At 65.2% G+C, this 26,003-nt stretch carries 24 protein-coding genes and 1 riboswitch; of the genes, 13 read left to right on the top strand and 11 right to left on the bottom strand.

The features are described from left to right. Nucleotides 1-19: 19 nt before the first annotated feature. From FJ967_RS06070 to FJ967_RS06045, 6 genes are all read left to right on the top strand, one after another. Nucleotides 20-961, top strand: coding sequence for a D-ribose ABC transporter substrate-binding protein (locus tag FJ967_RS06070; RefSeq protein WP_015318943.1), 942 nt, complete (start codon nucleotides 20-22; stop codon nucleotides 959-961). 142 nt (nucleotides 962-1,103) lie between these two features. After that, complete coding sequence (locus FJ967_RS06065; protein WP_140730784.1) at nucleotides 1,104-1,766, top strand: DUF2291 family protein; 663 nt, start codon at nucleotides 1,104-1,106, stop codon at nucleotides 1,764-1,766. Further along, nucleotides 1,763-3,319, top strand: a complete 1,557-nt coding sequence (locus tag FJ967_RS06060; protein WP_140730783.1) for a sugar ABC transporter ATP-binding protein — start codon at nucleotides 1,763-1,765, stop codon at nucleotides 3,317-3,319. Before FJ967_RS06065 ends, FJ967_RS06060 begins: the two co-directional genes overlap by 4 nt. Further along, complete coding sequence (locus tag FJ967_RS06055; RefSeq protein ID WP_140730782.1) at nucleotides 3,319-4,383, top strand: ABC transporter permease; 1,065 nt, start codon at nucleotides 3,319-3,321, stop codon at nucleotides 4,381-4,383. The genes FJ967_RS06060 and FJ967_RS06055 overlap by 1 nt, the downstream gene beginning before the upstream one ends. A 2-nt stretch (nucleotides 4,384-4,385) precedes the next feature. Beyond that, nucleotides 4,386-5,420 (top strand): Gfo/Idh/MocA family oxidoreductase, encoded by a 1,035-nt coding sequence (locus tag FJ967_RS06050; protein ID WP_140730781.1) that lies wholly within the window; start codon nucleotides 4,386-4,388, stop codon nucleotides 5,418-5,420. Then, nucleotides 5,417-7,255, top strand: coding sequence for a hypothetical protein (locus FJ967_RS06045; protein WP_140730780.1), 1,839 nt, complete (start codon nucleotides 5,417-5,419; stop codon nucleotides 7,253-7,255). Before FJ967_RS06050 ends, FJ967_RS06045 begins: the two co-directional genes overlap by 4 nt. Nucleotides 7,256-7,264: 9 nt before the next feature. Here the strand turns inward: FJ967_RS06045 and FJ967_RS06040 are convergent, their stop codons facing one another. Then, a complete protein-coding gene (locus FJ967_RS06040; protein WP_140730779.1) occupies nucleotides 7,265-7,978 on the bottom strand; it encodes a transcriptional regulator NanR in 714 nt (237 codons plus the stop codon). Nucleotides 7,979-8,236: 258 nt separating this feature from the next. Here FJ967_RS06040 and oiaX point away from each other — a divergent pair, with 258 nt between their 5' ends. Continuing rightward, nucleotides 8,237-9,487, top strand: coding sequence for a 3-oxo-isoapionate-4-phosphate decarboxylase OiaX (oiaX, locus tag FJ967_RS06035; protein WP_140730778.1), 1,251 nt, complete (start codon nucleotides 8,237-8,239; stop codon nucleotides 9,485-9,487). A gap of 2 nt (nucleotides 9,488-9,489) precedes the next feature. Beyond that, nucleotides 9,490-10,818 (top strand): four-carbon acid sugar kinase family protein, encoded by a 1,329-nt coding sequence (locus FJ967_RS06030; protein ID WP_140730836.1) that lies wholly within the window; start codon nucleotides 9,490-9,492, stop codon nucleotides 10,816-10,818. A 17-nt stretch (nucleotides 10,819-10,835) separates the two neighbouring features. On the opposite strand, the gene FJ967_RS06025 is transcribed toward FJ967_RS06030, so the two are convergent. Further along, nucleotides 10,836-11,375, bottom strand: a complete 540-nt coding sequence (locus FJ967_RS06025; protein WP_140730777.1) for an Lrp/AsnC family transcriptional regulator — start codon at nucleotides 11,373-11,375, stop codon at nucleotides 10,836-10,838. Nucleotides 11,376-11,423: 48 nt separating this feature from the next. Here FJ967_RS06025 and FJ967_RS06020 point away from each other — a divergent pair, with 48 nt between their 5' ends. The 4 genes from FJ967_RS06020 (at nucleotide 11,424) to dhaL (ending at nucleotide 15,188) form a co-directional block, all read left to right on the top strand. Next, a complete protein-coding gene (locus FJ967_RS06020) occupies nucleotides 11,424-12,599 on the top strand; it encodes an MFS transporter (protein WP_140730776.1) in 1,176 nt (391 codons plus the stop codon). Nucleotides 12,600-12,700: 101 nt separating this feature from the next. Continuing rightward, a riboswitch (FMN riboswitch) is annotated at nucleotides 12,701-12,905 on the top strand. A 77-nt stretch (nucleotides 12,906-12,982) separates the two neighbouring features. Next, nucleotides 12,983-13,456, top strand: coding sequence for a 6,7-dimethyl-8-ribityllumazine synthase (locus FJ967_RS06015; RefSeq protein WP_140730775.1), 474 nt, complete (start codon nucleotides 12,983-12,985; stop codon nucleotides 13,454-13,456). A 70-nt stretch (nucleotides 13,457-13,526) separates the two neighbouring features. Continuing rightward, nucleotides 13,527-14,540 (top strand): dihydroxyacetone kinase subunit DhaK, encoded by a 1,014-nt coding sequence (locus FJ967_RS06010; RefSeq protein WP_181175678.1) that lies wholly within the window; start codon nucleotides 13,527-13,529, stop codon nucleotides 14,538-14,540. Between the two features lie 12 nt (nucleotides 14,541-14,552). Then, entirely contained in the window at nucleotides 14,553-15,188 is a 636-nt protein-coding gene (gene dhaL, locus FJ967_RS06005) for a dihydroxyacetone kinase subunit DhaL (protein ID WP_140730773.1), read from the top strand. Here the strand turns inward: dhaL and FJ967_RS06000 are convergent. The 3 genes from FJ967_RS06000 to FJ967_RS05990 are packed head-to-tail and all read right to left on the bottom strand — an operon-like array spanning nucleotide 15,185 to nucleotide 17,201. Continuing rightward, nucleotides 15,185-15,625 carry an RpiB/LacA/LacB family sugar-phosphate isomerase gene (locus FJ967_RS06000; RefSeq protein ID WP_140730772.1) on the bottom strand — a complete coding sequence of 147 codons (441 nt, stop codon included), beginning with the start codon at nucleotides 15,623-15,625 and terminating at the stop codon, nucleotides 15,185-15,187. The genes dhaL and FJ967_RS06000 overlap by 4 nt on opposite strands. A gap of 27 nt (nucleotides 15,626-15,652) precedes the next feature. Continuing rightward, a complete protein-coding gene (locus FJ967_RS05995; protein ID WP_140730771.1) occupies nucleotides 15,653-16,411 on the bottom strand; it encodes a triose-phosphate isomerase in 759 nt (252 codons plus the stop codon). Between the two features lie 19 nt (nucleotides 16,412-16,430). Beyond that, nucleotides 16,431-17,201 carry a DeoR/GlpR family DNA-binding transcription regulator gene (locus tag FJ967_RS05990; protein WP_140730770.1) on the bottom strand — a complete coding sequence of 257 codons (771 nt, stop codon included), beginning with the start codon at nucleotides 17,199-17,201 and terminating at the stop codon, nucleotides 16,431-16,433. 254 nt (nucleotides 17,202-17,455) lie between these two features. Here FJ967_RS05990 and fba point away from each other — a divergent pair, with 254 nt between their 5' ends. Further along, nucleotides 17,456-18,520, top strand: coding sequence for a class II fructose-bisphosphate aldolase (gene fba, locus FJ967_RS05985; protein ID WP_140730769.1), 1,065 nt, complete (start codon nucleotides 17,456-17,458; stop codon nucleotides 18,518-18,520). A gap of 64 nt (nucleotides 18,521-18,584) precedes the next feature. On the opposite strand, the gene FJ967_RS05980 is transcribed toward fba, so the two are convergent. The 6 genes from FJ967_RS05980 to FJ967_RS05955 all read right to left on the bottom strand — a co-directional run bounded on the left by FJ967_RS05980 (nucleotide 18,585) and on the right by FJ967_RS05955 (nucleotide 26,003). Then, nucleotides 18,585-19,523 (bottom strand): TIM barrel protein, encoded by a 939-nt coding sequence (locus FJ967_RS05980; RefSeq protein WP_140730768.1) that lies wholly within the window; start codon nucleotides 19,521-19,523, stop codon nucleotides 18,585-18,587. A 72-nt stretch (nucleotides 19,524-19,595) separates the two neighbouring features. After that, nucleotides 19,596-21,113, bottom strand: coding sequence for a glycerol-3-phosphate dehydrogenase (locus tag FJ967_RS05975; protein ID WP_140730767.1), 1,518 nt, complete (start codon nucleotides 21,111-21,113; stop codon nucleotides 19,596-19,598). Nucleotides 21,114-21,159: 46 nt separating this feature from the next. Then, entirely contained in the window at nucleotides 21,160-22,200 is a 1,041-nt protein-coding gene (locus FJ967_RS05970) for a 2-hydroxyacid dehydrogenase (RefSeq protein ID WP_140730766.1), read from the bottom strand. A 10-nt stretch (nucleotides 22,201-22,210) separates the two neighbouring features. Next, nucleotides 22,211-23,764, bottom strand: coding sequence for an FGGY-family carbohydrate kinase (locus FJ967_RS05965; protein ID WP_140730765.1), 1,554 nt, complete (start codon nucleotides 23,762-23,764; stop codon nucleotides 22,211-22,213). After that, nucleotides 23,764-24,888 (bottom strand): ABC transporter ATP-binding protein, encoded by a 1,125-nt coding sequence (locus FJ967_RS05960; RefSeq protein WP_140730764.1) that lies wholly within the window; start codon nucleotides 24,886-24,888, stop codon nucleotides 23,764-23,766. The genes FJ967_RS05965 and FJ967_RS05960 overlap by 1 nt, the downstream gene beginning before the upstream one ends. Then, the gene (locus FJ967_RS05955) at nucleotides 24,885-26,003 is read right to left on the bottom strand and encodes an ABC transporter ATP-binding protein (protein WP_140730763.1); all 1,119 of its coding nucleotides are present in this window, start codon (nucleotides 26,001-26,003) and stop codon (nucleotides 24,885-24,887) included. Before FJ967_RS05955 ends, FJ967_RS05960 begins: the two co-directional genes overlap by 4 nt.

Here is a 26,003-nt window from a genome sequence, read left to right as displayed (position 1 = left end):
TTTTCAACGGGAGGACTTCATGAAACTGACACGCAGAATGACGCTCGCCGCCTTCGCCGGCGTGCTGGCACTCGGCACGGCGATGCCCGCCTACGCCGCCGACCTCATCGCCATCATCACCCCCTCGCACGACAATCCGTTCTTCAAGGCGGAAGCCGTCGGCGCCGAGGCCAAGGCCAAGGAGCTCGGCTACGAAGCGCTGGTGCTGGTGCATGACGACGACGCCAACAAGCAGTCCGAACTGATCGACACCGCGATCGGCCGCGGCGCCAAGGCGATCATCCTCGACAATGCCGGCGCCGATGCCACGGTCGCCGCCGTGCAGAAGGCGAAGGACGCCGGCATCCCCTCCTTCCTCATCGACCGCGAGATCAACGCCACCGGCGTCGCGGTGGCCCAGATCGTCTCCAACAACTACCAGGGCGCCCAGCTCGGCGCGCAGGAGTTCGTCAAGCTGATGGGCGAGAAGGGCAATTTCGTCGAGCTGGTAGGCAAGGAATCTGACACCAATGCCGGCATCCGCTCCAAGGGCTATCACGACGTCATCGACGACTATCCGGACCTGAAGATGGTCGCGCAGCAATCGGCCAACTGGAGCCAGACCGAGGCCTATTCCAAGATGGAATCGATCCTGCAGGCCAATCCCGACATCAAGGGCGTCATTTCCGGCAATGACACGATGGCGATGGGCGCCTATGCGGCGCTCGCCGCGGCGAACCGCAAGGATGTCATCGTCGTCGGCTTCGACGGTTCGAACGACGTGCGCGATTCCATCACCTCCGGCGGTATCAAGGCGACGGTGCTGCAGCCTGCCTATGCCCAGGCGCAGATGGCGGTCGAGCAGGCCAACGACTTCATCAAGAACAAGAAGTCGCCCGAGAAGGAAAAGCAGCTGATGGACTGCGTGCTCATCAACGGCGACAATGCCGCCAAGCTGGAAACCTTCGCGCTGAAGAACTGACCCGGCGCAATTGGACAGCGAGGGGCGACCTCAGGGTTCGCCCCTCGCCCAACTCTTTGTTTCGCCGCAATTCCGGACGGGAAACCGTTTCACATTTTTCCCGGAATTGCCCGAGTTCACGTTCCGGGTGCTTTTGACCGTCATGCCGAAGACATTGACCTGGCTGACCCCTTTTAGTTGGCTGACGCTTGCCGCGCTCGCGGGCCTTGGCCTCGGCGGCTGCAAAATATTGCCGACGCCGGTGGCGCAGAGCGAAAACAGCGCGCCTGCCTTCAACCCGGACAAGATGGTCGAGGACATCTGGGCCTCGAAAGTCATCCCCTATCTCAGCCAGAAGGCCGGGCCGTTCGCCGAGGTTCATGCGCTGGCGAAAACCGATCCGGCGGCGGCCGGCGCCAAATACGGCAATCCCAAGAAGCAGGCGAACTCGCCATGGACCTTCGCGGTGCGTGTCGAAGGCAAGATCGTCGCCGCCAACACGCAGTCGCGCGCGGGCACGATGGATATCGACGTGGATGGCGACGGCAAGGCCGATGCGCGCGTCCAGATCGGGCCGGCCATGCGCGGCACGGCACTGCGCGACAGCCTCGACTTCGTCCAGTTCAACGACTTCACCAACCAGATCGATTTCGCCCAGTTCGGCAAGGCCTTCAACGCCTATGCCGACAAGACGATGCTGTCCAAGCTGCCGCGCGAGGCACTCGAGGGCCGCACCGCCAAGGTGCTCGGCGCCTATACGATCGAAGCCGGCCAGGACCTGCCGCTGGTGACGCCGGCGGAGGCCGAGATCGGGCCGAAGCCATGAGTTCGGGCCACGATGTCATCCTCAAGCTGGAAGACGTCTCCAAGGTCTATGCCGGCACGGTCGCGGTCAAACAGGCGAACTTCGAGGTACGCAAGGGCGCGGTAAATGTGCTGGTCGGCGAGAATGGCGCCGGCAAATCGACGCTGATGAAGATCATCGCCGGCGTCGAACAGCCGACCGCCGGACGCATCCTGCTCGAAGGAGAAGCGGTTTCCTTCTCCTCGTCTGGCGACGCCGTGAACCGTGGCATCGGTATGGTGTTCCAGGAGTTGAACCTGTTCGGCAACATGACCGTCGCCGAGAACATCTTCGCCACGCGTGAGATCACCAACCGGCTGGGCAAGATCGACCGCAAGGCGCAGGAAAGGCGGGCGGGCGAATTTCTCGACCGGCTCGAAGCCGGCATCCGGCCCGACATGCTGGTCGAGGATCTGCGCATCGGCCAGCAGCAGCTGGTCGAGATCGCCAAGGCGGTTTCGCTCGACGCCAAGATCCTGATCATGGACGAGCCGACCTCGGCGCTGAGCGCGGCCGAAGTCGAGATCCTGTTCAAGGTGATCGCCGACCTCAAGGCGCGCGGCGTCGCAATCGTCTACATCTCGCACCGGCTGGAAGAGCTGATCCGCATCGGCGATTACATCACCGTGCTGCGCGATGGCCGCATCACCGGCCAGGAGGAGATGCGCAACGTCGACACGCAGTGGATCGTGCGGCAGATGATCGGCTCGGACGCCAAGGATTTCGCCAAGGCCGACGGCCATCAGCCGGGCGACGAAATCTTCCGTGCCGAGGAAATCTGCCTGCCGCGCGTCACCGGCGGACTGGCGGTCGACCATCTCTCGCTGTCGCTGCGCGCCGGCGAGATTCTCGGCATATACGGACTGATGGGCGCCGGCCGCAGTGAACTGTTCGACTGCATCATGGGCCGTCATGGCCATGCCAGCGGCAGGATCTTCATCGCCGGACGCCAGGTGAAGGAGCGCGACACGACGCGCCGCATTCAGCGCGGACTGGCCCTCATACCCGAGGACCGGCAGCGCGAGGGGCTGGTGTCGATCCTCTCGGTCGCCAGCAATCTGACGCTGGCCAGCCTATCGCGCTTCGTCAGCCTGTTTCACATTCGCGGTGCCGCGGAACGGCAGGCGGTGACGCAGATGGTTCGGGAGCTGGCGATCAAGGTCGCCGATCCCGCGCAAGAGGTCTCCTCGCTGTCGGGCGGCAACCAGCAGAAGGTGGTGATCGGCAAGGCGCTGCTCACCGAACCCAAGGTGCTGCTGATGGACGAGCCCAGCCGAGGCATCGATGTCGGCGCCAAGGCCGACGTCTTCCGCACCATGCGCAAGCTGTCGCGCGACGGGCTCGGCATCCTGTTTGCCACCTCCGATCTCGACGAGGTGATGGCGCTGTCCGATCGTATCGCGGTGATGAGCAATGGCAGGCTGACCGGCATGTTCGACCGTGCCGAAGCGACGGAAGCCGCGATCGTCGCGGCGTCGGCGCTTGGACATGGTCCCGCCGCACATCTTGCCCCCTCGGATGGAGAGCAACGCTGATGACTGACATTCCGGCCAAGGCGGCCGCCCCATCGGCCTCGAGTGGCTCGGCACTGCTGACACTGATGAAGCTCAGGACCTTCATCGCGCTGATCGCGGTTCTGGTGTTCTTCTCGATCGCGGCGCCCAACTTCCTGTCGGCGGCGAACCTGATCCTGATGGCCAAGCATGTGGCGCTCAACGCCTTCCTCGCCATGGGCATGACCTTCGTCATCATCACTGGCGGCATCGACCTTTCGGTCGGTTCGATCGTCGGCCTGTGCGGCATGGTGGCCGGCTATCTCGTGCTCAACGGTATCGACCTGCAGATCGGCTACACCGTCTATTTCAACGTGGTCGAGATCATCCTGATCACGCTGGCGGTCGGCATCCTGATCGGTGCGGTCAACGGACTGCTGATCACCAGACTCAATGTCGCGCCCTTCATCGCCACCCTCGGCGTGCTCTATGTGGCGCGCGGCATGGCGCTGCTGTCGTCCGACGGTCGTACCTTCCCCAATCTGGTCGGCAAGCCGGAACTCGGCACCACGGGCTTCGGCTTCCTCGGCGCCGGCCGGCTGCTCGGACTGCCGGTGTCGATCTGGATCCTGATCGTGGTGGCGCTGGGGGCGGCCTATCTCGCCCGCTACACCCCGCTCGGCCGCCACATCTTCGCGGTCGGCGGCAATGAGCGCGCGGCGCGGATTTCGGGCGTCCGCGTCAACATGGTCAAGATGTTCGTCTACATGTTCTCCGGCTTCTGCGCGGCGATCGTCGGCCTGATCATCTCATCGGAACTGATGGCTTCGCACCCGGCGACCGGCGAGAGCTTCGAACTGAACGCCATCGCCGCGGCGGTGCTCGGCGGCACCTCCATGTCGGGCGGCCGCGGCACGATCGGCGGCACCATCGTGGGCGCCTTCGTCATCGGCATCCTGTCGGACGGGCTGGTGATGATGGGGGTCAGTTCCTTCTGGCAGATGGTCATCAAGGGCCTCGTCATCATCGTCGCCGTTGTCGTCGACCAGGCGCAGCGCCGGCTGCAGCAGCGTGTTACCCTGATGCAGATGGCAAAGGCGGGTTGAGGATGGCTGAATTGCGTGGAGCGCTGATCGGCTGCGGCTTCTTCGCCGTCAACCAGATGCATGCCTGGCGCGACATAGAAGGCGCTGAGATCGTCGCCATCTGCGACCGCGATCCGCAACGGCTCAAGGTCGTCGGCGACCAGTTCGGCGTGGCGCGGCGCTACACCGACGCAGCCGCCATGTTCGCGGCTGAGAAGCTCGACTTCGTCGATATCGCCACCACGGTGGGCAGCCACAGGCCGCTGGTCGAGATGGCTGCCGGGAACCGCGTTCCGGTGATTTGCCAGAAACCTTTCGCGCCGACGCTGGCCGACGCCAAGGCGATGGTGAGGGCCTGCGCCGAAGCCGGCGTGCCGCTGATGGTCCACGAAAACTTTCGCTGGCAATCGCCGATCCAGGCGGTGCGCGCCGTGCTCGACAGCGGTGAGATCGGCACACCCTTCTTCGGCCGCATCTCCTTCCGCTCCGGCTATGATGTGTTTTCCGGCCAGCCCTATCTGGCGACGGGCAAGCGTTTCATCATCGAGGATCTCGGCATCCATATTCTCGACATCGCCCGCTTCCTGTTGGGTGACGTGACCAGCCTCACCGCCCGCACGGCGCGCATCAATCCGGCCATTGCCGGCGAGGACGTCGCCACCATGTTGATGGACCATGCCGGCGGCGCCACATCCGTCGTCGATTGCAGCTATGCGACGAAGCTTGCCGTGGAGCCTTTTCCGGAAACGCTGATCGAACTCGACGGCGGCGACGGCACGATCCGTCTGACGCAGGGCTACAAGCTCACCGTCGCTGGCAAGAGCGGCACCACCGTCAGCGACGTGTCGCCGCCACTGCTCGCCTGGGCCTCGCGGCCATGGCACAACATCCAGGAAAGCGTGCTGGCGATCCAGAAGCACTGGGTGGACAGCCTTGCATCGGGCAAGGAGCCGGCAACCTCGGGCGCGGACAATCTGAAAACATTCGCGCTCGTCGAAGCCGCCTATGCCGGTGCCGCCAGCCGCGAGCCGGTGCAGATCGATGCCCTGCTGAAATGAGGGCCGACGCTTTCGATCTTTACGGCACCAGGGCGACCGAAGCTTCGCCGATCCTGCTGCAGGCGGGTGCGCTGAATGCCGAACTGGTCAACGGCAATCTGCGCACCATCCGCCATGGCGGCACCGAAGTACTGCGCGCCATCGCCTATATCGTGCGCGACCGCGACTGGGGCACCTATGAGCCCGCTCTGACGGATCTCACAATCGACCAGCGCGACGACGGCTTCCGCGTCAGCTATACGGCAAGCTGCGCCGGTCCGGGCGGTAGCCGGCTCGACTTCCGCACGACGATCGAAGGGTCCGCCGACGGCAGCCTCAGCTTCGACGTCACCGCGCTGCCTGACAGCGACTTCGAGACCAACCGCTGCGGCTTCTGTATCCTGCACCCGATCGCCGGACTCGCCGGCAGTCCGGTGACCGTCGAGCACACCGATGGCAGCGTTGTGGAGACGGAACTGCCCGATCTGATCGACCCCTGGCAACCCTTCAAGGATTTGCGCGCCATCACGCATCAGGTGCGGCCCGGCGTTACCGCCGAGTGCCGGATGGAGGGCGACACATTCGAGATGGAAGACCAGCGCAACTGGTCGGATGCCTCTTACAAGACCTATGTGCGGCCGCTGGCGCTGCCGTGGCCCTATGTCTTGCCGGCAGGCGAACCGGTGCGCCAGACGATCCGCCTGCGTATTGCCGGCGAGGCAAGGACGCCGGCCGCCACGGCCGATATCGGGCCTGTCCGCATCGAGCTCGGCGAGGCCGGACCGCGACTGCCTGACATCGGTGTCGTCATCTATCCCGAAGACGTCGACGCGTCGCTTGCCAAGCTGCCGGAACTGGCCGGGCTCGGCCCACAGCAATTGCTACTCCACTTCGATCCGACGCGCGGTCACGGCATGGATGCATTGCGTGCCCATGCCAGGCTCGCCGCCGCCTTGCCGGCGGCGACAACGCTCGAATGCGTTGTCGCCTGCAACGGCGATCTCGATACCGAACTCTCCGAGGTTGCCGACATGGTGCGGCAGTCCGGCCTGCGGCTCGACGCCATCGCGGTGTCGCCCTCGGTCGACCGCCAGTCGACACCGCCGGGCAGCGCCTGGCCGGCATGCCCGCCGCTGGAGGATGTCTACGCCGCCGCGCGACGGGCCTTTCCCGACATCCGCCTCGGCGGCGGCATGTTCAGCTATTTCACCGAGCTCAACCGCAAGCGGGTTCCGGCCGGATTGCTCGACTTCGTCACCCACTGCACCAACCCGATCGTGCATGCCGCGGACGATCTCAGCGTCATGCAGTCGCTGGAGGCGCTGCCCTTCATCACCCGGTCCACCCGGGCGATCTTCGGCAACAAGCCGTACCGGATCGGACCATCGACAATCGCCATGCGCCAGAACCCCTATGGCGGCGCGACCAAGGACAATCCGCAGGGACAACGCATTGCCATGGCGAACCGCGATCCGCGCCATGCCGCGCAGTTCGCCGCCGCGTGGACGATCGGTTATGCCGCGCGCGTTGCGCCGGCGGGACTGGAAATGCTGACGCTTTCGAGTTTTGCCGGCCCGTTCGGCGTGGTTGCCGGATCAGGCGAACCCCTCGCGCAAGGAACGCCGCGGCCGATCCTGCGGGCCATCGAAGGGCTTTGTGAGCTGGCTGGGCTGACGCATCTCTCCGCCACGACGAGCGACGAGACGCGGGTCCTGGCGCTGGCCGGCCGCACTGCCTCCGGGGAAACCATCGTCTGGCTGGCTAACCTGACGGCGGACCATGTCCCGGTCGATGTTTCCGCGCTTGGCCAGGGCGATCTCGTCATGTCGCCCTATGCGATTGCCAGGCTCGTTTAGGCAAACAGGCTACTTCTCGGAATTCATCACATAGAGCGCACGGGACCGTTCAAGATGCTTGATCATCGCCTTCTCGGCGCCATCGGCATCCCGGTGCTCGATACGGTCGATGATCTCTTCGTGCTCGGTCAGCGTGTATTTTTCCTTGCCGGTCCAGATCAGCATTTCGGTGTGGTATTCCTTCAGCCAGCCCAGCGTGGCCTCGCTGACCGCGACGTAGATCGGATTGCCTGAGATGGACGCGATTTGGGTATGGAATTTCATGTCGGCCGAAATGAAGGCCTCGGAATCGCCGCGCGCAGCGCGCTGCTCGGCGACGGTCGCCTTCAGCAACTGCACATCCTCCGACGTGGCTTTTTCCGCGGCTTCCCTGACCATGCCGCGCTCGAAGAAGATGCGCGCGGTCTTCAGGTGCTCGAGCGTATCCCGTGACGAGGACAGGATGATCTTGGCTGCGCCGTCGACCTGCCTGATGATCGACTTTGCGGTCAGTTGCAGCACCTTGGCGCGCTCGCCATGCGATATTGCGACCAGCCCCATATTGCTGAGCGCCTGCATGGCCTCGCGGATCGCCGGCCGGCCGACCTCGAAGCGCTCCATCAACTCGCGCTCGGACGGCATGTCGTCGCCGGGCTGCAGCTCGCCGCTGGTGATCAGCCGCTTCAACCTTGCAAAGACTTCATCGGAAAGTTTGCGCCGGACGATCGGCTCCGAACGGTTCATCGTGACGAATCACTCCCTGGCCCGGTTCCTGTTTAGCATTCCCGGCAGGATTACCGGAATGCCTACGCCTGGAGCGGGTCGCTCCAGTTCTTCCGCGCGGTTCCGCACAGAAAACCGTGGCACGGTTTTCCCCGGAATTGCCGTCGTCGCCCCGCTCGTCGCGGTTCGGATATTTCTTGCAATACTTATGTACTCATTATACCAGATTTCCAACGTGACGAAACTTTTTTCGAACCCTTTTCGAGCGGCCGGCCGATCATGATCACGCTTACCTATCGCATCGAAACCCCTGGCAGCATCGAGGCCCTGGCGGCCAAGATCGCCAGCGACCAGTCGACCGGCACCTTCGTCGCTCTGCCGGGGGAGACCGAGGAATTGAAGGCGCGCGTGGCGGCGCGCGTGCTGGCGATCCGGCCCCTGCCCGATGCCGCGCAGCCATCGCTGCCCGGATCCGGCAGCGGACCTTTCCGGCGCGCCGACGTCGACATCGGCTTCCCGTTCGATTCAATCGGCACCGACCTTTCGGCGCTGATGACCATCGCCATCGGCGGCACCTATTCGATCCGGGGTCTGTCCGGCATCCGCGTCATCGACATGAAGCTGCCGGAGCAATATCGGGGCGCCCATCCCGGCCCCCAGTTCGGCGTTGCCGGCAGCCGCAAGCTGACTGGGGTCGAGGATCGGCCGATCATCGGCACCATCGTCAAGCCGGCGCTGGGGCTCAGGCCATACGAGACGGCCGAAATGGTGGGCGAGCTGATCGAGGCCGGCGTCGATTTCATCAAGGATGACGAGAAGCTGATGAGCCCGGCCTATTCACCGCTTGGCGAGCGGGTGAAGGCGATCATGCCTGAGATCCTCGACCACGAGCAGAAGACCGGCAAGAAGGTGATGTATGCCTTCGGCATCTCGCATGCCGATCCCGACGAGATGATGCGCAACCACGATCTGGTGCTCGAAGCCGGCGGCAATTGCGCCGTCGTCAACATCAACTCCATCGGCTTCGGCGGCATGGCCTATCTGAGAAAGCGCTCCGGGCTGGTGCTGCATGCCCACCGCAATGGCTGGGACATCCTCACGCGCCATCCCGGCCTCGGCATGGATTTCAAGGTCTGGCAGCAATTCTGGCGCCTGCTCGGCGTCGACCAGTTCCAGATCAACGGCATCGGCTCGAAATACTGGGAGCCGGACGATTCCTTCATCCGCTCCTTCGAGGCGGTGACGACGCCGCTGTTTTCGCCCCAGGATTGCGCGCTGCCGGTGGCCTGTTCCGGCCAATGGGGCGGCCAGGCGCCCGAAACATACGAGCGCACCGGCCGCACGCTCGACCTTCTCTATCTCTGCGGGGGAGGCATCGTCAGCCATCCGGACGGGCCGGGCGCCGGCGTGAGGGCCGTGCTGCAGGCCTGGCAGGCCGCGGTCGAGGGCATCGCGCTGGCGGACTATGCACGCCACCACGTCGAACTCGCCCGATCGATCGAGAAATTCGGCGACGGCAAGGCGGCATGAACATGGCCGCGCGCAACCTGCTCCTCAGCTACTATGGCGACGACCTTACCGGCTCGACCGACGTCATGGAGGCGCTCGAACTCGGCGGCGTGCCGACCGTGCTGTTCATGCGCCGGCCCGACCAGTCGATGCTCGCGCGGTTTTCCCATTGCCGTGCCGTTGGCCTGGCGGGCACCAGCCGCAGCGAGACGCCGCAATGGATGGAGGAAAACCTGACGCCGGCCTTCGAATGGCTGCGAAGCCTCGACGCGGCGATCTGCCACTACAAGATCTGCTCGACCTTCGATTCCAGCCCGGCGGTCGGCAATATCGGCCGCGCCACCGAGATCGGCAGGCGCATTTTCGGCGGGGCAAGCGTGCCGATGGTGGTGGGGGCGCCGCAGCTCAAGCGCTACACCGCCTTCGGCAATCTCTTCGCGGCGTTCCGGGGCGCCTATTTCCGCATCGACCGGCACCCGGTGATGAGCAGGCATCCGGTGACGCCGATGGACGAGGCCGACCTGCTCGTCCATCTTTCGCGCCAGAGCAACCTCAGTTCCGGCTTGATCGACCTCGCGACATTGCAGGCGGACGATCTCGCGCAAGCGGTCGACCGGCTCCTGCAGGACAAGGACATCGTGCTGTTCGACGTCGACGGCCGCGAGACGCAGAAACGGGTCGGCGAACAGCTTTGGCGCATCCACGGCAAGGGCCACGGCTTCGTCGTCGGATCGTCCGGCGCCGAATATGCCTTGCTTGCCGAATGGGCCGCCAAGGGCATCGTATCGGGACATGCGGCATTCGCACCGCCCGGCCCGGTCGATCGGCTCGCCGTCGTGTCGGGCAGCGTCTCGCCCACCACGGAAAAGCAGATCCGGCACGCGCTTGCCCACGGCTTCGACGGCGTCGAAATGGATGCGATGCGACTGGTCTCGGAGGGATCAGGCGAAGCGATCGAGCAGGCGGTCGCGGCCGGGCTGGCGAGCCTGGCCAGGGGGCGCAGCGTCATCCTCTACACCGCGCTCGGTCCACAGGCCGATCGCGGTGCCGAGATCGACCGCATCGAGGGCGCCAGGAACGCGCTCGGGCGGGCGTTGGGGACCATCCTGCGCCGGCTGATCGCCGAGCAGAAACTCAAGCGCGCGGTGATCGCCGGTGGCGACACGTCCAGCCACGCGCTCGGACAATTGGCCATCGACGCGCTGACCGTGCGCATGCCGCTGCCGCAATCACCGGGATCACCGCTCTGCGTCGCCCATGGCGGCGGCGCGATCGACGGGCTGGAGATCGCGCTGAAGGGCGGCCAGGTCGGCACCGACGCCTATTTCGAGACGATCCGGCTGGGAGGCTAGGCGGCAACCCGAACCGTTCAGTAGAGCGGCTTGCGCATGTGCATCGGCGACGGCCACTGCGTGGTGATGCCGGGCTGCACCGGCCGTTCGAGATAGGTCGCCAGAACCACGTAGCTGCGCGTCGAGGTGACGCCGGGTGTCTCGTAGAGACGCAACAGCAGTCCTTCGAGCGCCTTGGTGTCCTCGGTCCGCACCTTGAGCAGCACGCATGTATCGCCGGCGACGGTATGGATCTCCTCGACCTCGGGATATTGCGAGATCGCCATCAGCTCCGGGGTCTTGCCCCAACCGCTGGTGTCGATATGGACGAAGGCGAGCAGCGGTTTCCTCACCGCATTGGGATCGATGATGACTGATGTGCCGCGGATGGCACCGCTGCGCCGAAGCCGCTTGACGCGCTCATGCGCGGCCGGCGGCGACAGGCCGACGCGCTCGCCGAGCTCGGCATAGCTGACCGTCGCGTCATCGACCAGAACGCCTAATATCCTTCGGTCGATCGCGTCGACATCCCGAACCGTCGGCCTGTTCCGCTGAATGCCATCTGTTTCTTCATCCATGCCGATATTCCCGATTGTCACGGAATTTAATACGGCCATTATGAGGATATGTCGAACAACGATCAAGCTGCAACCTTGGGCACGGACACCAGGGCGCCCATCCCGGCGCTGGCCTATCTGCTGACTGGATGCATCGCCGTGATCGGTTCGAACTCGCTGGTGCTGGGCCCGATCGCGCCGGCGGTGGCCCTATCGTTTTCGACCAGCGTGCCCACGGTCATGATGGCGGCGGCGGCCTTCGGCCTCGGCACCTCGGCGAGCGCCCTGTTTCTGGCGCGCCATATCGACCGGGTCGGCGCGCGGCGCATGCTGCAGGCGGCGTTGCTGACGCTGGCGGCGGCGCTGGTCGGCAGTGCCGTGGCGCCGACGGTGGTCGCCCTGATCGCGGCTCAGCTTCTCGCCGGCATTGCCGCCGGTATCGCCATGCCGGCCATCTATGCCAGTGCCGCCGCCATCGCGCCGCCCGGCCGCGAAAGCGGCACGATCGGCGTGGTGCTGACCGGGTGGACGCTCAGCATGGTGGCCGGCGTTTCCCTGTCGGCGGTGCTTGCCGATCTCGTGCACTGGCGTGCCGTCTTCGCCGCCGTGGCGCTGCTGGCCACCGTGGCGCTCGGCGGTCTCACGGCATCTTCACTCCCGGATGTCAGGAAGGCCGGCCCTGCACCCGCCCCGCTCGCGGCGCTGAACATTCCCGGCATCGTGCCGCTTCTCATCGCGTGCGGCGCCTTCATGACCGCCTTCTACGGTGTCTATGGCTATCTTGGCGACCACCTCCACAGCGGGTTGGGGCAGCCGGTCAGCGCCAACGGCCTGGCCGCCCTCGCCTATGGCGCGGGATTTGGCACCGCCGCGCTCTTCGACGGCATCATCGACCGGCTGGGCGCCCGGCGCGTCATGCCCTTCGCCTACCTTCTCGTCGCCCTCGTCTACGCGGCGATCGCCGCGACCAGCGGCAGCTACGGCCTGACGCTCGCCATGGTCGCGGCCTGGGGACTTGCCAATCATTTCGGGCTGAACGTGCTGGTGATGCGCCTGTCGGCGCTCGATCCGTCGCGGCGCGGCACGATCATGGGGCTGAACAGCGCGGTGACCTATCTGGCGGTGTTCGTCGGCACAACCGGCTTCGGACCGCTCTATTCCGGCTTCGGCTTTGCCATATGCGCGTCAGTCGCGGCGGTGCTGATGCTGGTTGCCGCCGGTGCGGCGGCGTGGCGCACACGCTAGAACGACACGCTCGCTGCATTGCTCCAGTCGGCAAAACGTGATTGGCCACCGGCCCCTGCCGCGTTGACAGCGGCCACACCATCCTCGCATAGAAGACCCGTTAATGTTCTCAGGGCGGGGTGAAAGTCCCCACCGGCGGTGAGGACTCCTTAGTTGCGCATGATTCCTTTCCGAAAACCGGTTCCGGTTTTCGGGGTCATGCGCAGGGCCCAAGCCCGCGAGCGCTTTCCAAGACAATTGGAAAGGTCAGCAGATCCGGTGTGATTCCGGAGCCGACGGTTAGAGTCCGGATGAAAGAGAACGAAACGGAAAACGGACCGCCTCGGCGGGCCGGAATCCGTATCGTGCGTCCTGATTCTGGTTCGAAACGGAAGGATGGACCCATGAATCAGCATTCCCACAAAGACTATGAAACGACCCGCATTGCCGTTATTCGCGCGCGCTGGCACGCCGATATCGTCGACCAGTGCGTGCAGGCTTTCCAGGCGGAGATGGCCAATCTCGGCGGCGACCGCTTCGCCGTCGATGTCTTCGACGTGCCCGGCGCCTACGAAATTCCGTTGCACGCCAAGACGCTCGCCGAAACCGGCCGCTATGCGGCGATCCTAGGCACCGCCTTCGTCGTCAATGGCGGCATCTACCGGCACGAATTCGTCGCCGGCGCCGTCATCGACGGCATGATGAACGTGCAGCTGTCGACCGGCGTGCCGGTGCTGTCGGCGGTGCTGACGCCGCACAATTTCCACGACAGCGCCGAGCATCACCGCTTCTTCTTCGAGCACTTCCTGGTCAAGGGCAAGGAAGCGGCCAATGCCTGCGTGCAGATCCTGGCGGCGCGCGAGAAGATCGCGGCCTGAAATCTCCGCCGCCGGGTGGAAATCCCGGTAACAGACTATAGTATCTCGGCAAAATGCCGGGTTCGGGAGGATGCAGGTGCAGACCAAGAAGATCATCAATGACGGCAACCGCGCCGTCGACGAGATGCTCGAAGGGGTCCTCGCCGCGCATCCTCGCCACCTCAGGAGCGCGGACGGCAGCCCGCGCTCGATCATCGCCCGCGACGGTCCACGGCCTGGCAAGGTCGGGCTGGTGATCGGCGGCGGCTCGGGCCACGAGCCGACCTTTCTCGGCTTCGTCGGCAAGGGGCTGGCGGATGCGGCGGCCATCGGCAATGTCTTTGCCTCGCCACCCCCCGATCCCATCGTCGAATGCGCCAAGGCGGTCAGCGGCGGCGCCGGCGTCCTGTTCATGTACGGCAACTATGCAGGCGACGTGATGAACTTCGACATGGCGGCAGAAATGGCCGCCATGGACGACATCGAGGTACGCACGGTGCTGACCACCGACGACGTTGCCTCGGCGCCGCGCGACCAGCGGCAGAAGCGTCGCGGTGTTGCCGGCAATTTCTTCATCTTCAAGGCGGCCGGCGCCGCCTGCGACCAAATGCTTTCTCTCGACGAGGTCGAGCGCATCGCCCGCAAGGCCAATGACCGCACCTTCACCATGGGCGTCGCCTTGTCGCCGTGCTCGCTGCCGCAGACACGGCGGCCGAATTTCGAGATCGGCGGCGACGAAATGGAGATCGGCATGGGCATCCATGGCGAGCCGGGCATTGCGCGCGGCACGCTCATGACCGCCGACGAAATCACCGACGAGATGCTGGACAAGATTCTCGCCGAGATGGCGCCGAAACGCGGCGACAAGGTCGCGGTGCTGGTCAATTCGCTGGGATCGACGCCGCTGATGGAACTCTACATCATGAACCGGCGGGTCAAGCAGAGGCTCGACGCGATCGGCGTTTCCATTCACGCCACCTGGGTCGGCAATTATTGCACGTCGCTGGAAATGGCCGGAGCCTCGGTGACGCTCTTCCATCTCGACGAGGAGTTGCAGGCGATGCTCGACCACCCCTGCGACTGCGCCATGTTCCGCGCCGGCTGAGGAGCGTTTTCCATGAGCATCGACAGTGCCGGCCTGAAGAGAATGTTCGACGCCATCGCCGTGGCGATCGAGGCCGACAAGGACCGGCTCTGCCAGCTCGACGGCGTCATCGGCGACGCCGACCACGGCATCGCCATGGCGCTCGGCTTCAACGCCGTGCGCGACGCGCTGGCGCCGCTCGACTTGGCTGCGACCGAACCGACGGCGTTGCTCAACACGGCCGCGAAATCGTTCCTCAACGCCGTCGGCGCGTCGTCCGGTCCGCTCTATGCCACCGCCTTCATGCGCGCCGCCGCCGCCGTCAAGGGCAAGACGACGCTTGCCGATGGCGATGTCGTCGCCCTGTTCCAGGCGATGGCGCAAGGCATCCGCGACCGCGGCAAGGCCGAGATCGGCGAGAAGACGATGATCGATGCCTGGCAGCCCGCGGCCGATGCCGCCGGCGCCAGCAATGCGGCCGGCAAGACGCTCGCCGAGAGCCTGCGCGCGGCCCTTGCCGCCGCCGAGCATGGCGCGGAAGCGACCAAGGACATGATCGCCGTCAAGGGCCGCTCCTCGCGGCTCGGCGAGCGCTCGCTCGGCCATATCGACCCGGGTGCTGCCTCCGCCGTCACCGTCATTAGCGCGATGCGCGACAGCTTCGCCTAGCTCTTCGCTGAGTCGAGCCTGTCGATCGCCTGAACATTGCCGGCCGACGGACCTTTCTCGTCGAATTCGGAGGCCAGCCAGGTGTCGACGATCGCTTTGGCCAGTTCAGGACCGATGACGCGCGCGCCCATGGTGATGATCTGGGCGTTGTTGGATTTCGCCGCGCGCTCAGCCGAATAGGTGTCGTGGGTGAGTGCGGCACGAATACCCGGGACCTTGTTGGCCGAGATCGAGACGCCGATGCCGGTGCCGCAGAACAGGATGCCGCGCTCGTTCTCGCCGTCGACGATGGTCTGGGCGAGCTTTTGCGACAGGTCGGCGTAGAAGCCGGCCTGGCTGAGATCGCTGACGACGAGGCCGGGTTTGGTCGCCAGATGCGCTGCTATGACATCGAGCAGCGGCTTGCCGGCGCTGTCGGCTCCAATGGCTATTTTCATTTTTTGTCCTTTCCGGTTTCGTTTGTTTCAGATCGCCGCCGAGGCGCGGCGCAGGATGTCGATGTAGCCTCCGGCCTGCCAGGCGGAGCGGCCGATGAACAAGCCGTCGATGTTGGGCTGGCCGATCAGCTCGGCGGCATTGCCCGGATTGACGCTGCCGCCATAGAGCACCGGCGGCACCGATGGCAGCAAGCCGCCGGCAACCTTCTTGATCAGCGCCTGCTGCCTGTCGGCATAGTCGGAACTGGCCGGGATGCCCTTGTCGCCGATCGCCCAGACCGGCTCGTAGGCGAACAGGATTCTTGCCGCCTTCTCCTCGCCTTCGAGGAATTGCAGCGCGCCCTCGACCTGGGCGCTCAGCACGGCATCGGCCCTGCCGCTCTCGCGCTCGGCCAGCGTCTCGCCGACACAGATCAGCGGTGTCAGCCCGTGCTTCACCGCGGCCGCCGTCTTCAGCCCGACCGTGCGGTCGGTCTCGCCGAAATGCTCGCGCCGTTCGCTGTGGCCGAGTTCGACCAGGTCGAGGCCGCAATCGGCCAGCATCGGCGGCGAGACCTCGCCGGTCCAGGCGCCGGAATCGGCCCAATGCATGTTCTGCGCGCCGACCTTGACGCGCGTCGCCGACAGCGCCCGCTTGACCTCGCGCACCGCCGTGAAGGGCGGGATGACGAAAGGCTGGATGCGCTCGTCGAAACCCGGCACGAAGCCGGCCAGTGCGGCGGCAGAATCAAGCGCCTCGGCGAGCGTCTTGTTCATCTTCCAGCTTGTACCGACCCAGTAAACCAAGCGTACTCTCCTTGATCCTTCAATCCTTGTCGGCGACCACCGTCAGCGAAACCCCGGCCGTATCCAGCGTCGCGCGCATCCCGGCCTCCGGCTCGCGCCCGGTGAAGACGGCATCGAACGTGTTGAGATCGGTCAGGAAATGCAGCGCGCTGCGACCGAACTTGCCGTGATCCGCCATCAGGTACTTGCGTGTCGCCGCGGCCATCATCAGCCGCTTGCTCTGCACCACCTCCTGATCCTGGTGAAAGGCGGCGGCGCCATGGATGGCGGATGAGGACAGGAAGGCGACGTCGGCGCGCAGCGAGCGCAGCGACGCCTCGGCCAGCAGGCCGAAGAAGCCGTGGAATTTCTTCGAATACTGGCCGCCGAGCGCGATCAGGTTGATGCCTCCGGCACCGGCGAGGTCCTGAATGACGGCGAGGTTGTTGGTGATCACCGTCAGCGGTCTGAGATCGGCCAGATGGCGCGCGACGCCGCCAGCCGTCGAGCCGTCGTCGATGATGACGGTCTGACCGGGTTCGATCATGGCCACGGCCGCCGCCGCCAGGCGCTGCTTTTCGCCGGTCGCCTGCTTCTGCCGGTAGCGGAAATCGCTTTCGAACAGGCTGCTCGGCTGGATCGAGGCGCCGCCGCGCACCTTGCGCAGGACGCCACTCTCCTCGAGTTCGTCAAGGTCGCGATGCACGGTCATCTTCGAGACGCCGAAGCGCGAGGCAAGGTCGTCGACGCTTGCCGCGCCGGCGTCCATCAGGAAGTCCATGATGCCCTGTCGCCTAGTGTCGCTCTTCATTGCCGCCGATCGCCTTTGATCGAAACCAGATGTAACAGATTTCGTCGCGCAAGTATCAAAATTTTTGTGATAATGAGATATCTCCTTGGGATATTTCACCGGCTTTTATCGCAAGGCTGTAACAAGAATTGCAGCCGGGACGGTCTGTCACGGTTGCGGTTGCGCGCAATTCCGGCCAGAAGCATCGGTGGGCTGAACGATGCGCGGGCAGCCCGCAACCACGGGTTTTGAAACCAGATACGGGAGACTGATCGTTGGCTCGCATCACCTTGAGACAATTGCTCGATCACGCCGCCGAACATGGCTATGGCGTGCCGGCCTTCAACATGAACAACATGGAACAGGGCCTCGCCATCATGGAGGCGGCGGAGGAGACCAAGTCGCCGGTCATCCTGCAGGCGAGCCGGGGCGCACGCGCCTATGCCAATGACGTGGTGCTGGCCAAGCTGATCGACGCGCTGGTCGAGATTCATCCCGACATCCCGGTTTGCATGCATCTCGACCACGGCAACAACGAAGCCACCTGCGTGACCGCCATCCAGTACGGTTTCACCTCGGTGATGATGGACGGCTCGCTCAAGGAGGACGGCAAGTCGCCGGCCGACTACGCCTATAATTCCGGCATCACCAAGCGCGTCGTCGACATGGCCCATTGGGGCGGCGTCTCGGTCGAGGGCGAAATCGGCGTGCTGGGGTCGCTGGAGAGCGGTGGCGGCGAGCAGGAAGACGGCCACGGCGTCGAAGGCGCGATCAGCCACGACCAGCTTTTGACCGATCCCGAGCAGGCGGTGCAGTTCGTCAAGGACACCCATGTCGACGCGCTCGCCGTGGCCATGGGCACCAGCCACGGCGCCTATAAATTCTCGCGCAAGCCTGACGGCGCGGTGCTGGCGATGAACGTCATCGAGGAGATCCACCGCCGGCTGCCGAACATGCACCTGGTCATGCATGGTTCGTCCTCCGTACCGGAGGACCTGCAGGAGATCATCAACAAGTATGGCGGCCGGATGAAGCCGACCTGGGGCGTGCCGGTGGAAGAGATCCAGCGCGGCATCAAGCACGGCGTGCGCAAGATCAACATCGATACCGACAACCGCATGGCGCTGACCGGCGCGATCCGCAAGGTGCTGACCGAGAATCCGAGCGAGTTCGACCCGCGCAAATACCTGACACCGGCGATGGCGGCGATGCGCAAGCTCTGCAAGGAGCGCTTCGAGCAGTTCGGCACCGCCGGCAACGCGCTGAAGATCAAGCCGCTGCCGGTCTCGGAAATGGCAAAGCGCTACAAATCGGGCAGCCTCGATCCGAAATTCGGCTGAGTTCAGCTGCCCGAAAAAAGCAAAAGGGCGGGCCGCATCGGTCCGCCCTTTTTATTGCGCGTTGCTACGCGCGCGGCAGCAGACCCGTCCTGCCCGTATCGATGAAGGGAGCCCAATGATCGACCGATTCGCGGATCATGGTGACGACCTGGTGATCGACCGGCTCTCGCTCGCGGAATGACAGTTCAAGGCAGATCTCGTTGTCGGTGCCGCCGCCGCGCCGCACCGTTTCCAGCAGCTTCTCAGGCGTGATGCGGCCGTCCTTGTTGTGAGCCGCCGTGAACGGCCAGTGGCCGCCCTTGTTCATCGACGACTGCTTGACGTGGATGATCGGTGATTTCTTCGGAAAGGCCCCGGCCCAGGCGTAGGGATCGATGTCGGCCGGATTGCTCGAGGTCACGTCGCCATGATCGATGTCGACCATCATCTCCAGCGGAATGGCCATGCCGGCCGCGTCGATCGCCTCTTGCAGCAGCCGGCAATTCTCGATCGTGTGGCCGAACTCGCGGCCGACCGACATCGGCTCCCAGAACAGATAGGTCAGCCCGGCCGCCCTGGCGTGCTCGGCGACCTCGCCCCAGCACTCCAGCGCGATGTCGAACAGCCGCGCGCGGCGGGCGGGATCGTCATAGTCGCGATGCGTGAAGATGGCGAACTGCGTGCCCATGCCGCCGGCGCCGAGTTCGGCCGAGATGTCGGCGAAAGTCTTGAACCAGTCGACATAGTAGCGGCGCACGTCCGCATCGGGATGGCCGAAATGGTTGAGCCGGCCATAGGGGCCGGTCATCCCCGACGTCACGCGCACACCAGTGCGGTTCAAGGCGTTGCGGAACAGGCGGACGAATTTGACGATCGTCGCCGGCGGCCAGCCCGGATTGACGAATTCGTGGGTGAGCTGAATGTCCCTGATGCCGATGCCATGGGCGATGGTGTCGATCAGATCGTCCGGCTCGGCGAAGCGGTTGACCAGCGGATTGGTGTTGAGGGAGAGCGTGAAGGCCAAGGTCGCGATCCCTTCAACGCGGTCGCCGGACATAGGCCGGGATATGGGCCCGGATGTGGGCAATGAGCGCCATCAGCCTGCCCTCGCCGGCCGGTTCGCGCACCAGTGTTCGAAGGCCAATCTCTCCTCGGCGGACAGATGCAGGCCATGCTTGGTGCGCCGTTCGAGAATGTCGACCGCGTGTTGCGCCCATTCCTGTTCGAAGAGGTAGTTCGCCTCGCGCTCGAAGAAATCCTTGCCGAAGCACCGCCCCAGAGCGGCGAGCGACCGGGCGCCGCCGATCACGGATCGCGTCCTGGTGCCATAGAGCCGGCCGTAATGCTTTAGCAGCGACGCGGGCATCCACGGGTACTCATTGGCGAGATCGCCGAGGAACTGTTCGAAGTCGGCATTGGCGAGATCGCCGCCGGGCAGATGCGCTTTCGCGGTCCAGGCCTTGCCCATTTGCGGGAAGAACGGAGCAATCTTGTCCAGCGCATGCTCGGCCAGTTTGCGGAAGGTGGTGATCTTGCCGCCGAAGACGGAGAGCAGCGGCGCCTGCCCATCCGGCGCGTCGAGTTCGAAAATATAGTCGCGGGTCACCGCGCTCGGATTGTCGGCATTGTCGTCATAGAGCGGCCTGACACCGGAGAAGGAATGGACCACATCGGCACGCGCGAGACCCCGCTTGAAGTAGCGGTTGACCACCCTGATCAGGTAGTCGATCTCGCTCTCGTCCGCCGTCACATCCTCCGGCCGGCCCTCATAGGGGATGTCGGTGGTGCCGATCAAAGCGAGGTTGCCCTGATAGGGATTGATGAAGATGACGCGCTTGTCGCTGTTCTGGATGAGATAGGCCTGCCGGCCCTCCCAGAATTTGGGCACGACGATATGACTGCCCTTGACCAGGCGCACATTGCGCCTGGAGTTCTGGCCGGCAACGCGGTTGACGATGTCGTTGACCCAGGGACCGGCGGCATTGATCAGTGCACGGGCCCGCACACTGGTCTTCTTGGCAGTCCCGCCGTCACGCATCTCGACAAGCCAGAGGCCGTTCTCGCGGCGGGCGGCGATGCAGGTGGTACGGGTGAGGACCTTTGCTCCCCGTTCGGCGGCGTCGAGCGCATTGATGACGACGAGGCGGGCATCGTCGACCCAGCAATCGGAATATTCGAAACCGCGCTTGAACGCGTCCTTGATCGGCGCGCCCTCGGGCGCGGTGCGCAGGTCAAGCGTGCGGGTGGCCGGCAGCCGCTTGCGGCCGCCGAGATGGTCGTAGAGGAACAGGCCGAGCCGCACCAGCCAAGCCGGCCGGTCGTCGGGGCTGTGCGGCAGCACGAAGCGCATCGGCCAGATGATGTGCGGTGCCGATTCCAGCAGCACCTCGCGCTCGATCAGCGCCTCGCGCACCAGGCGGAACTCGTAATATTCGAGATAGCGCAGGCCGCCATGGACGAGCTTGCCGGAGCGGGAACTGGTGCCTTCGGCGAGATCGTCCTTCTCGCACAGAATCACCGACAAGCCACGGCCGGCCGCATCGCGCGCGATGCCGGCGCCATTGACGCCGCCGCCGATGACGAAGAGGTCGACGATATCGGCGCCGTCCTTCATTTCCCCGTGGCCTCGCTGAGCGATTTGCGTTGCATGGCCATCATTCTCAGCACGGATTGACCGGCGGCAGGCCAGCCAAATAGCGGCGCACCTCTTCGGCGGCCTGCTCGGCGGCGTAGGTCACCGTGCGCACCGAGGCGCCGGCGATATGCGGCGTCAGCGTCACGTTGGGCAGCTGCAGCAGCGGCCAGTCCGAGGGCACCGGCTCGACCGCGAAGGTTTCCAGCATGGCGCTGGCAATCTGCCCGGACACCAGCGCCTCGTAGAGCGCGTCATAATCGACCAGCGGCCCGCGCGCGGTGTTGACGAAGATGACACCCGGCTTCATGCGCGCGATGGTGTCCTTGCCGATCAGACCGCGCGTCTCCTGCGTCACCCGAGAATGCAGCGTCACCACGTCGGAGCGCGACAGCAGATCGTCCAGCGCAACCAGTTCGACACCGGCGTTGCGGTCCTCGGCACTCAACTGGACGTAGGGGTCGCTGACCAGGACATGGCAGCCGAAGGCGCGCAGCAGGCGCACCACCTTGGTGCCGATATTGCCGTAGCCGACGACGCCGACCGTCATTTCGCCGAGCTCGCGGCCGGTACGGTCGGCGCGATAGAGATCGCCGCGCCATTCGCCCTTGCGCAAGGCCTCGTGGCCGACGCGGATCAGCCGCGTCTCGGCCAGGATGGCGCCGATGGTGAATTCCGCCACAGCGGTGGCGTTGCGGCCGGGCACATTGACCACTGTGATGCCGTGCGCCTTCGCCGCTTCCATGTCGATGTTGATCGGCCCGCCACGAGACACCGCAACCAGCTTCAGATCCGGCAGGCGCCGCATCATGCCTTCCGACAGGGGCGCGAGCTGGGTGACGAGGATTTCGGCGTCACCGATGAAGTCGACGACCGCGTCGGGGTGGCCGAAATACTCCTTGACCTTGTCGAGGCCGAGCGCGGCATTGCCGAACTCCATCGGCTCGTCCGGCCAGGCCGTCTGCAACGTCCTGATGTCGAGGCCGCCGCTGGCGGCCGCCTCGATTTTCGCGCGAAACACCTCCGGCAGCATGAAGTTGTCGCCAATGATCGCTATTTTCCTGGGCATACTCGACTTCTCAATTTTCCTGCGATGTCGCCATGGCGCGCCAGACCGGCCGCAGGGCCTGGTGCGCCAGCATGTAGGATGGGGTCATCCTGTCGTAGATCGCGGCCAAGTCCGGGTCGCTCGGTTCGGCCTCGCCAAGCAGCGGCGTCACCCATTCGCCGACGCAGTCGTCCATGGAAGCGTATTGGCCGACGCAGACCGCGGCGATCATCGCCGCGCCGGCCGCACCCGCCTCCTCGCGCGCGCTGGTGCGCGTGTCGGCGCCGATGGCCGCACCCAGGATCTTGCGCAGCGCCGGGCTTCTGGCGGCGCCGCCGGTCAGCCGGATTTCGCGCGGCAGCGGCCCCATGGCGGCGTAGCAGTCGCGCGCGGCGAAGGCCAGGCCTTCGAAGACAGCGCGCACCAGGTCGGCGTAGCCGTGGCGCGAGGAAATACCGACGAAGCCTGCCCTGGCATTGGCATCGACGAACGGGCCGCGCTCGCCGGCTTCCGAGACATAGGGCTGGTAGAGCAGCGACGCCGGTCGCGAGGCCGATATCCAGGCGTCGACCAGCGCGATCATCTCGCCATTGCTGCGGGTGATGCCCTGCGAGGCGAGAATGCCGGAGGCAAGCCCCAGCACCCAGTCGATGTTGAGCGTTGCCGCCATGTTGGACTGCATCTGCGCGAACACGCCGGGCGCCGGCATCGCCATGGTGTAGCCGGTCTTGGCCTCGTTGAGCTGCACATCGTCGGGGGTCTCGGCCAGCCGCATATGCATACCGGTCGAACCGATGATAGAGCAGCCGGGCCTGCGCTCGCGGTCGAGGAGGCCGGCGCCGAGCGCGGTGCAGACGACATCGACATAGCCGAGCACGACGGGCGTCCCGGCAAGCATTCCGGTGACGCCAGCGGCGGCAGCCGACAGCCCGGCGCTATGCCTGGTGCCGTCGACGATCGGCGGCAGCAGGTGCCTGAGGTGGCCAACGCCGAGCACGTCCAGCACATCCTCATTATAGTCGCGGGTGCGGAAATCGCCGAAGGTGAAGGTGCCTTCGGACGGATCCGTCGCACGTTCGCCTGTCAGCTTGAAGTAGAGCCAGTCCTTGCAGTGGAAGGCGGTCGCGGCCTTGCCGAGCATTTCTGGCATGGTGCGCTTCATGAAGACGAACTGCGAGCCCTGCTGGCAGGCGGCTAGCCCGCTACCGGTCTTCTCGAAGCGCAGCCGGTCTTCCGGCCGTGCGCGGATTTCCTCGACGACACCGGCCGCGCGCGCGTCGAGCCAGAGCCAGCCCTTGGCCACCGGCTCGCCCTTGGCGTCGATCAGCCAGGTGCCGTCGCCCTGCCCGGTCACCGCGATGGCGACGGTCCGGCTGGCGAGATCGGGCACCTTGTCGGCAAGCTGGCGGAGCGTCGTGGCGGCATCGGCCCATGTGCGGGCCAGATCCTGCTCGGCGCCGCCGCCCGGCAGCGTCTCATAATGGTTCGGCGTAGCCGCGGCGGCAATCTGCCGGCCCTTCGTGTCGAAGGCGATGGACTTGATGACCGAGGTGCCGGCGTCGATGCCGATCAGAAGGTCACGCATCACGCGAGCTCCATGCCGTGCGAGATGGCCTTGCCGCTCGCCTGGTCGAAAACATGCAGGTTTTTCGGATCGATGCTGACCTTGATCGGCGCTCCGAGGTCGAGCCGCGTGCGGTCATGCTCGACCAGAACCAGCGAGCCGCCGGCGAAATCGGCGGCGATATGGGTCTGATCGCCGAGCCATTGATTGGCCAACACCGTGGCGGGAACACCGTCTTTCGAGCGCCGAACCGCGTAGGGCCTGATGCCGATGACGACCCGCTCGCGGCTGAGCAACTGGTCGCGGACCGGGCCGCTGAAGGCATTCCTGTCGTAGTCGAGCGACAGGCCGTCGGGGAGCCTGAGATTGATCCTGTCGTGCGCCGTGCCTACAAAGGCTTCGAAGACGTTCATCGGCGGCTCGCCGACGAAGGTCCCGGTGAACAGGTTGGCCGGGCGCTCCTTGATCCGGTCCGGCGTGTCGAATTGCTGCAGCACGCCGCCTTCCATCACCGCGATGCGGTCGGCGAGCGCATTGGCCTCGGTCTGATCGTGCGTGACCAGGATCGCGGTCAGGCCGCGCTCCTTGATGAAGTGCTTGATGCGGCCGCGCAGCACGGCGCGAAGCTGCGGTTCGAGCTGTCCCATCGGCTCGTCGAGCAGATGCAGGTCGGCCTCGCGGATCAGCGCCCGGCCAAGGCTGGCGCGCTGCTGCTGGCCGCCGGAGATGGAGCTGGGGTAACGCTCAAGTATATCCTCGATCTCGAGCAGCTTGGCGATGCTGGCGACCCTTGCATCGACCTCGCTCCTGGGCAGCCGGGCGGCCTTGAGCGCGAAGGCCATGTTCTCTCGCACGGTGAGCGGCGGATAGAGCGAATAACCCTCGAAGGCCATTGCCACGTTGCGCCTGACCGGCGGCAAGGTATGGACCTGGCGGCCGGCGACCGCGATCGCACCGCGCGAGACCTCCTCGAAGCCGGCGACCATGCGCAAGGTCGAGGTCTTGCCGCAGCCGGACGAGCCGAGCAGCGCCACGATCTCGCCCTTGCCGATTTCCATCGTCAGGTTCTTGACGGCGTGAACGCCCCTGTCGATCGGACCATAGAACTTGTCGACGCCCGATATTGTGAGTGCGGTTGGGCTCATGCCGCTTCTCCATTGCGCAGTTTGACGACATTCTTGGCGCCGATGCGCTCGCCGCTCGCCTGATCGAACAGCAAGGCGCTCTTGCCGTCGACGGCGATATGAGCCTTGCCTTCGCTGCGGCCCGGCGCTCCGGCCGGGCGCGAGACCAGGATTTCACGGCCGCGCACGGTGCGCACCAGGGTGACGATCTTTTCGTTGAGCGGCGTCTCTGCCTCGACCGTCACCGGAATGGCGCCTGGTTCGTTGTCCTCGGCGAAATGCAGCGCCTCCGGCCTCAGCCCGATGACGCAGTCGCGGCCGATGGCGGTCTCGGGAGCCTCGTCGAGATGGACCTGGACATTGGACAGGCCGACATAGACCCCCCTGGCATCGCGCGCCGGCTTGACGTCGAGCAGGTTGATGGTCGGATCGCCGAACAGCCGCGCGATCTCGATACTGGCCGGCTCGCGATAGATCTGCTCGGGCGTGCCGAGTTGCCGGATGACACCTTGCGACATGACGGCGATGCGGTCGCCGAGCGCCATGGCTTCCTTGTAGTCCTGGGTGACGTAGACGACGGTCGCGCCACGATCGGCAAGCAGCCTCGGCAGCTCCAGCCGCATCTCGAAGCGCAGCTTGGCGTCGACATTGCGCAAGGGATCGTCGAGCAGCAGCAGCGGCGGCGAGCCCACCAGCGCGCGGGCGAGCGCGGTGCGCTGTTTCTGGCCGTTGGAGAGCGCGCGCGGCTTGTGGGAGAGCACATGGGCGATCTTGAGCAGTTTGGCGACGCTTTCAACGCCGGCCTTGATCGCGCTCGGCGAGGAACGCTTGGCCTCGAGCGGCGTGGCGATGTTGTCGAAGGCGCTCATATGCGGAAACAGCGCGAAGTTCTGGAAGGCCATGCCGACGCCGCGAAACTCCGCATCGACATCGGTCATGTCCTCGCCGCCGATGAAGATCCTGCCTTCATCCGGATCGATGACGCCGGCCACCAGCCGCAGCAGCACCGTCTTGCCGGCGCCCGACGGGCCGAACAGCACGAGGGTTTCGCCATCGGCAACCGTCAACGACAGATTGTCGAGGACGGTCTGGCTCTTGTAGCGCTTGACGACGTTTTTGAGTTCGAGGCTGGCCAT

Origin of the sequence: Mesorhizobium sp. B2-3-4, assembly GCF_006442315.1 — a bacterium.
GTDB lineage: Bacteria > Pseudomonadota > Alphaproteobacteria > Rhizobiales > Rhizobiaceae > Mesorhizobium.
This window is presented reverse-complemented; position numbering and strand designations above follow the sequence as displayed.

Excerpts from the sequence above, each read along its gene's own strand:
- FJ967_RS06070 (WP_015318943.1), top strand. The coding sequence starts at position 20 with ATGAAACTGACACGCAGAATGACGCTCGCCGCCTTCGCCGGCGTGCTG.
- FJ967_RS06065 (WP_140730784.1), top strand. The coding sequence starts at position 1,104 with ATGCCGAAGACATTGACCTGGCTGACCCCTTTTAGTTGGCTGACGCTT.
- FJ967_RS06060 (WP_140730783.1), top strand. The coding sequence starts at position 1,763 with ATGAGTTCGGGCCACGATGTCATCCTCAAGCTGGAAGACGTCTCCAAG.
- FJ967_RS06055 (WP_140730782.1), top strand. The coding sequence starts at position 3,319 with ATGACTGACATTCCGGCCAAGGCGGCCGCCCCATCGGCCTCGAGTGGC.
- FJ967_RS06050 (WP_140730781.1), top strand. The coding sequence starts at position 4,386 with ATGGCTGAATTGCGTGGAGCGCTGATCGGCTGCGGCTTCTTCGCCGTC.
- FJ967_RS06045 (WP_140730780.1), top strand. The coding sequence starts at position 5,417 with ATGAGGGCCGACGCTTTCGATCTTTACGGCACCAGGGCGACCGAAGCT.
- FJ967_RS06040 (WP_140730779.1), bottom strand. The coding sequence starts at position 7,978 with ATGAACCGTTCGGAGCCGATCGTCCGGCGCAAACTTTCCGATGAAGTC.
- oiaX (WP_140730778.1), top strand. The coding sequence starts at position 8,237 with ATGATCACGCTTACCTATCGCATCGAAACCCCTGGCAGCATCGAGGCC.
- FJ967_RS06030 (WP_140730836.1), top strand. The coding sequence starts at position 9,490 with ATGGCCGCGCGCAACCTGCTCCTCAGCTACTATGGCGACGACCTTACC.
- FJ967_RS06025 (WP_140730777.1), bottom strand. The coding sequence starts at position 11,375 with ATGGATGAAGAAACAGATGGCATTCAGCGGAACAGGCCGACGGTTCGG.
- FJ967_RS06020 (WP_140730776.1), top strand. The coding sequence starts at position 11,424 with ATGTCGAACAACGATCAAGCTGCAACCTTGGGCACGGACACCAGGGCG.
- FJ967_RS06015 (WP_140730775.1), top strand. The coding sequence starts at position 12,983 with ATGAATCAGCATTCCCACAAAGACTATGAAACGACCCGCATTGCCGTT.
- FJ967_RS06010 (WP_181175678.1), top strand. The coding sequence starts at position 13,527 with ATGCAGGTGCAGACCAAGAAGATCATCAATGACGGCAACCGCGCCGTC.
- dhaL (WP_140730773.1), top strand. The coding sequence starts at position 14,553 with ATGAGCATCGACAGTGCCGGCCTGAAGAGAATGTTCGACGCCATCGCC.
- FJ967_RS06000 (WP_140730772.1), bottom strand. The coding sequence starts at position 15,625 with ATGAAAATAGCCATTGGAGCCGACAGCGCCGGCAAGCCGCTGCTCGAT.
- FJ967_RS05990 (WP_140730770.1), bottom strand. The coding sequence starts at position 17,201 with ATGAAGAGCGACACTAGGCGACAGGGCATCATGGACTTCCTGATGGAC.
- FJ967_RS05975 (WP_140730767.1), bottom strand. The coding sequence starts at position 21,113 with ATGAAGGACGGCGCCGATATCGTCGACCTCTTCGTCATCGGCGGCGGC.
- FJ967_RS05970 (WP_140730766.1), bottom strand. The coding sequence starts at position 22,200 with ATGCCCAGGAAAATAGCGATCATTGGCGACAACTTCATGCTGCCGGAG.
- FJ967_RS05965 (WP_140730765.1), bottom strand. The coding sequence starts at position 23,764 with ATGCGTGACCTTCTGATCGGCATCGACGCCGGCACCTCGGTCATCAAG.
- FJ967_RS05960 (WP_140730764.1), bottom strand. The coding sequence starts at position 24,888 with ATGAGCCCAACCGCACTCACAATATCGGGCGTCGACAAGTTCTATGGT.
- FJ967_RS05955 (WP_140730763.1), bottom strand. The coding sequence starts at position 26,003 with ATGGCCAGCCTCGAACTCAAAAACGTCGTCAAGCGCTACAAGAGCCAG.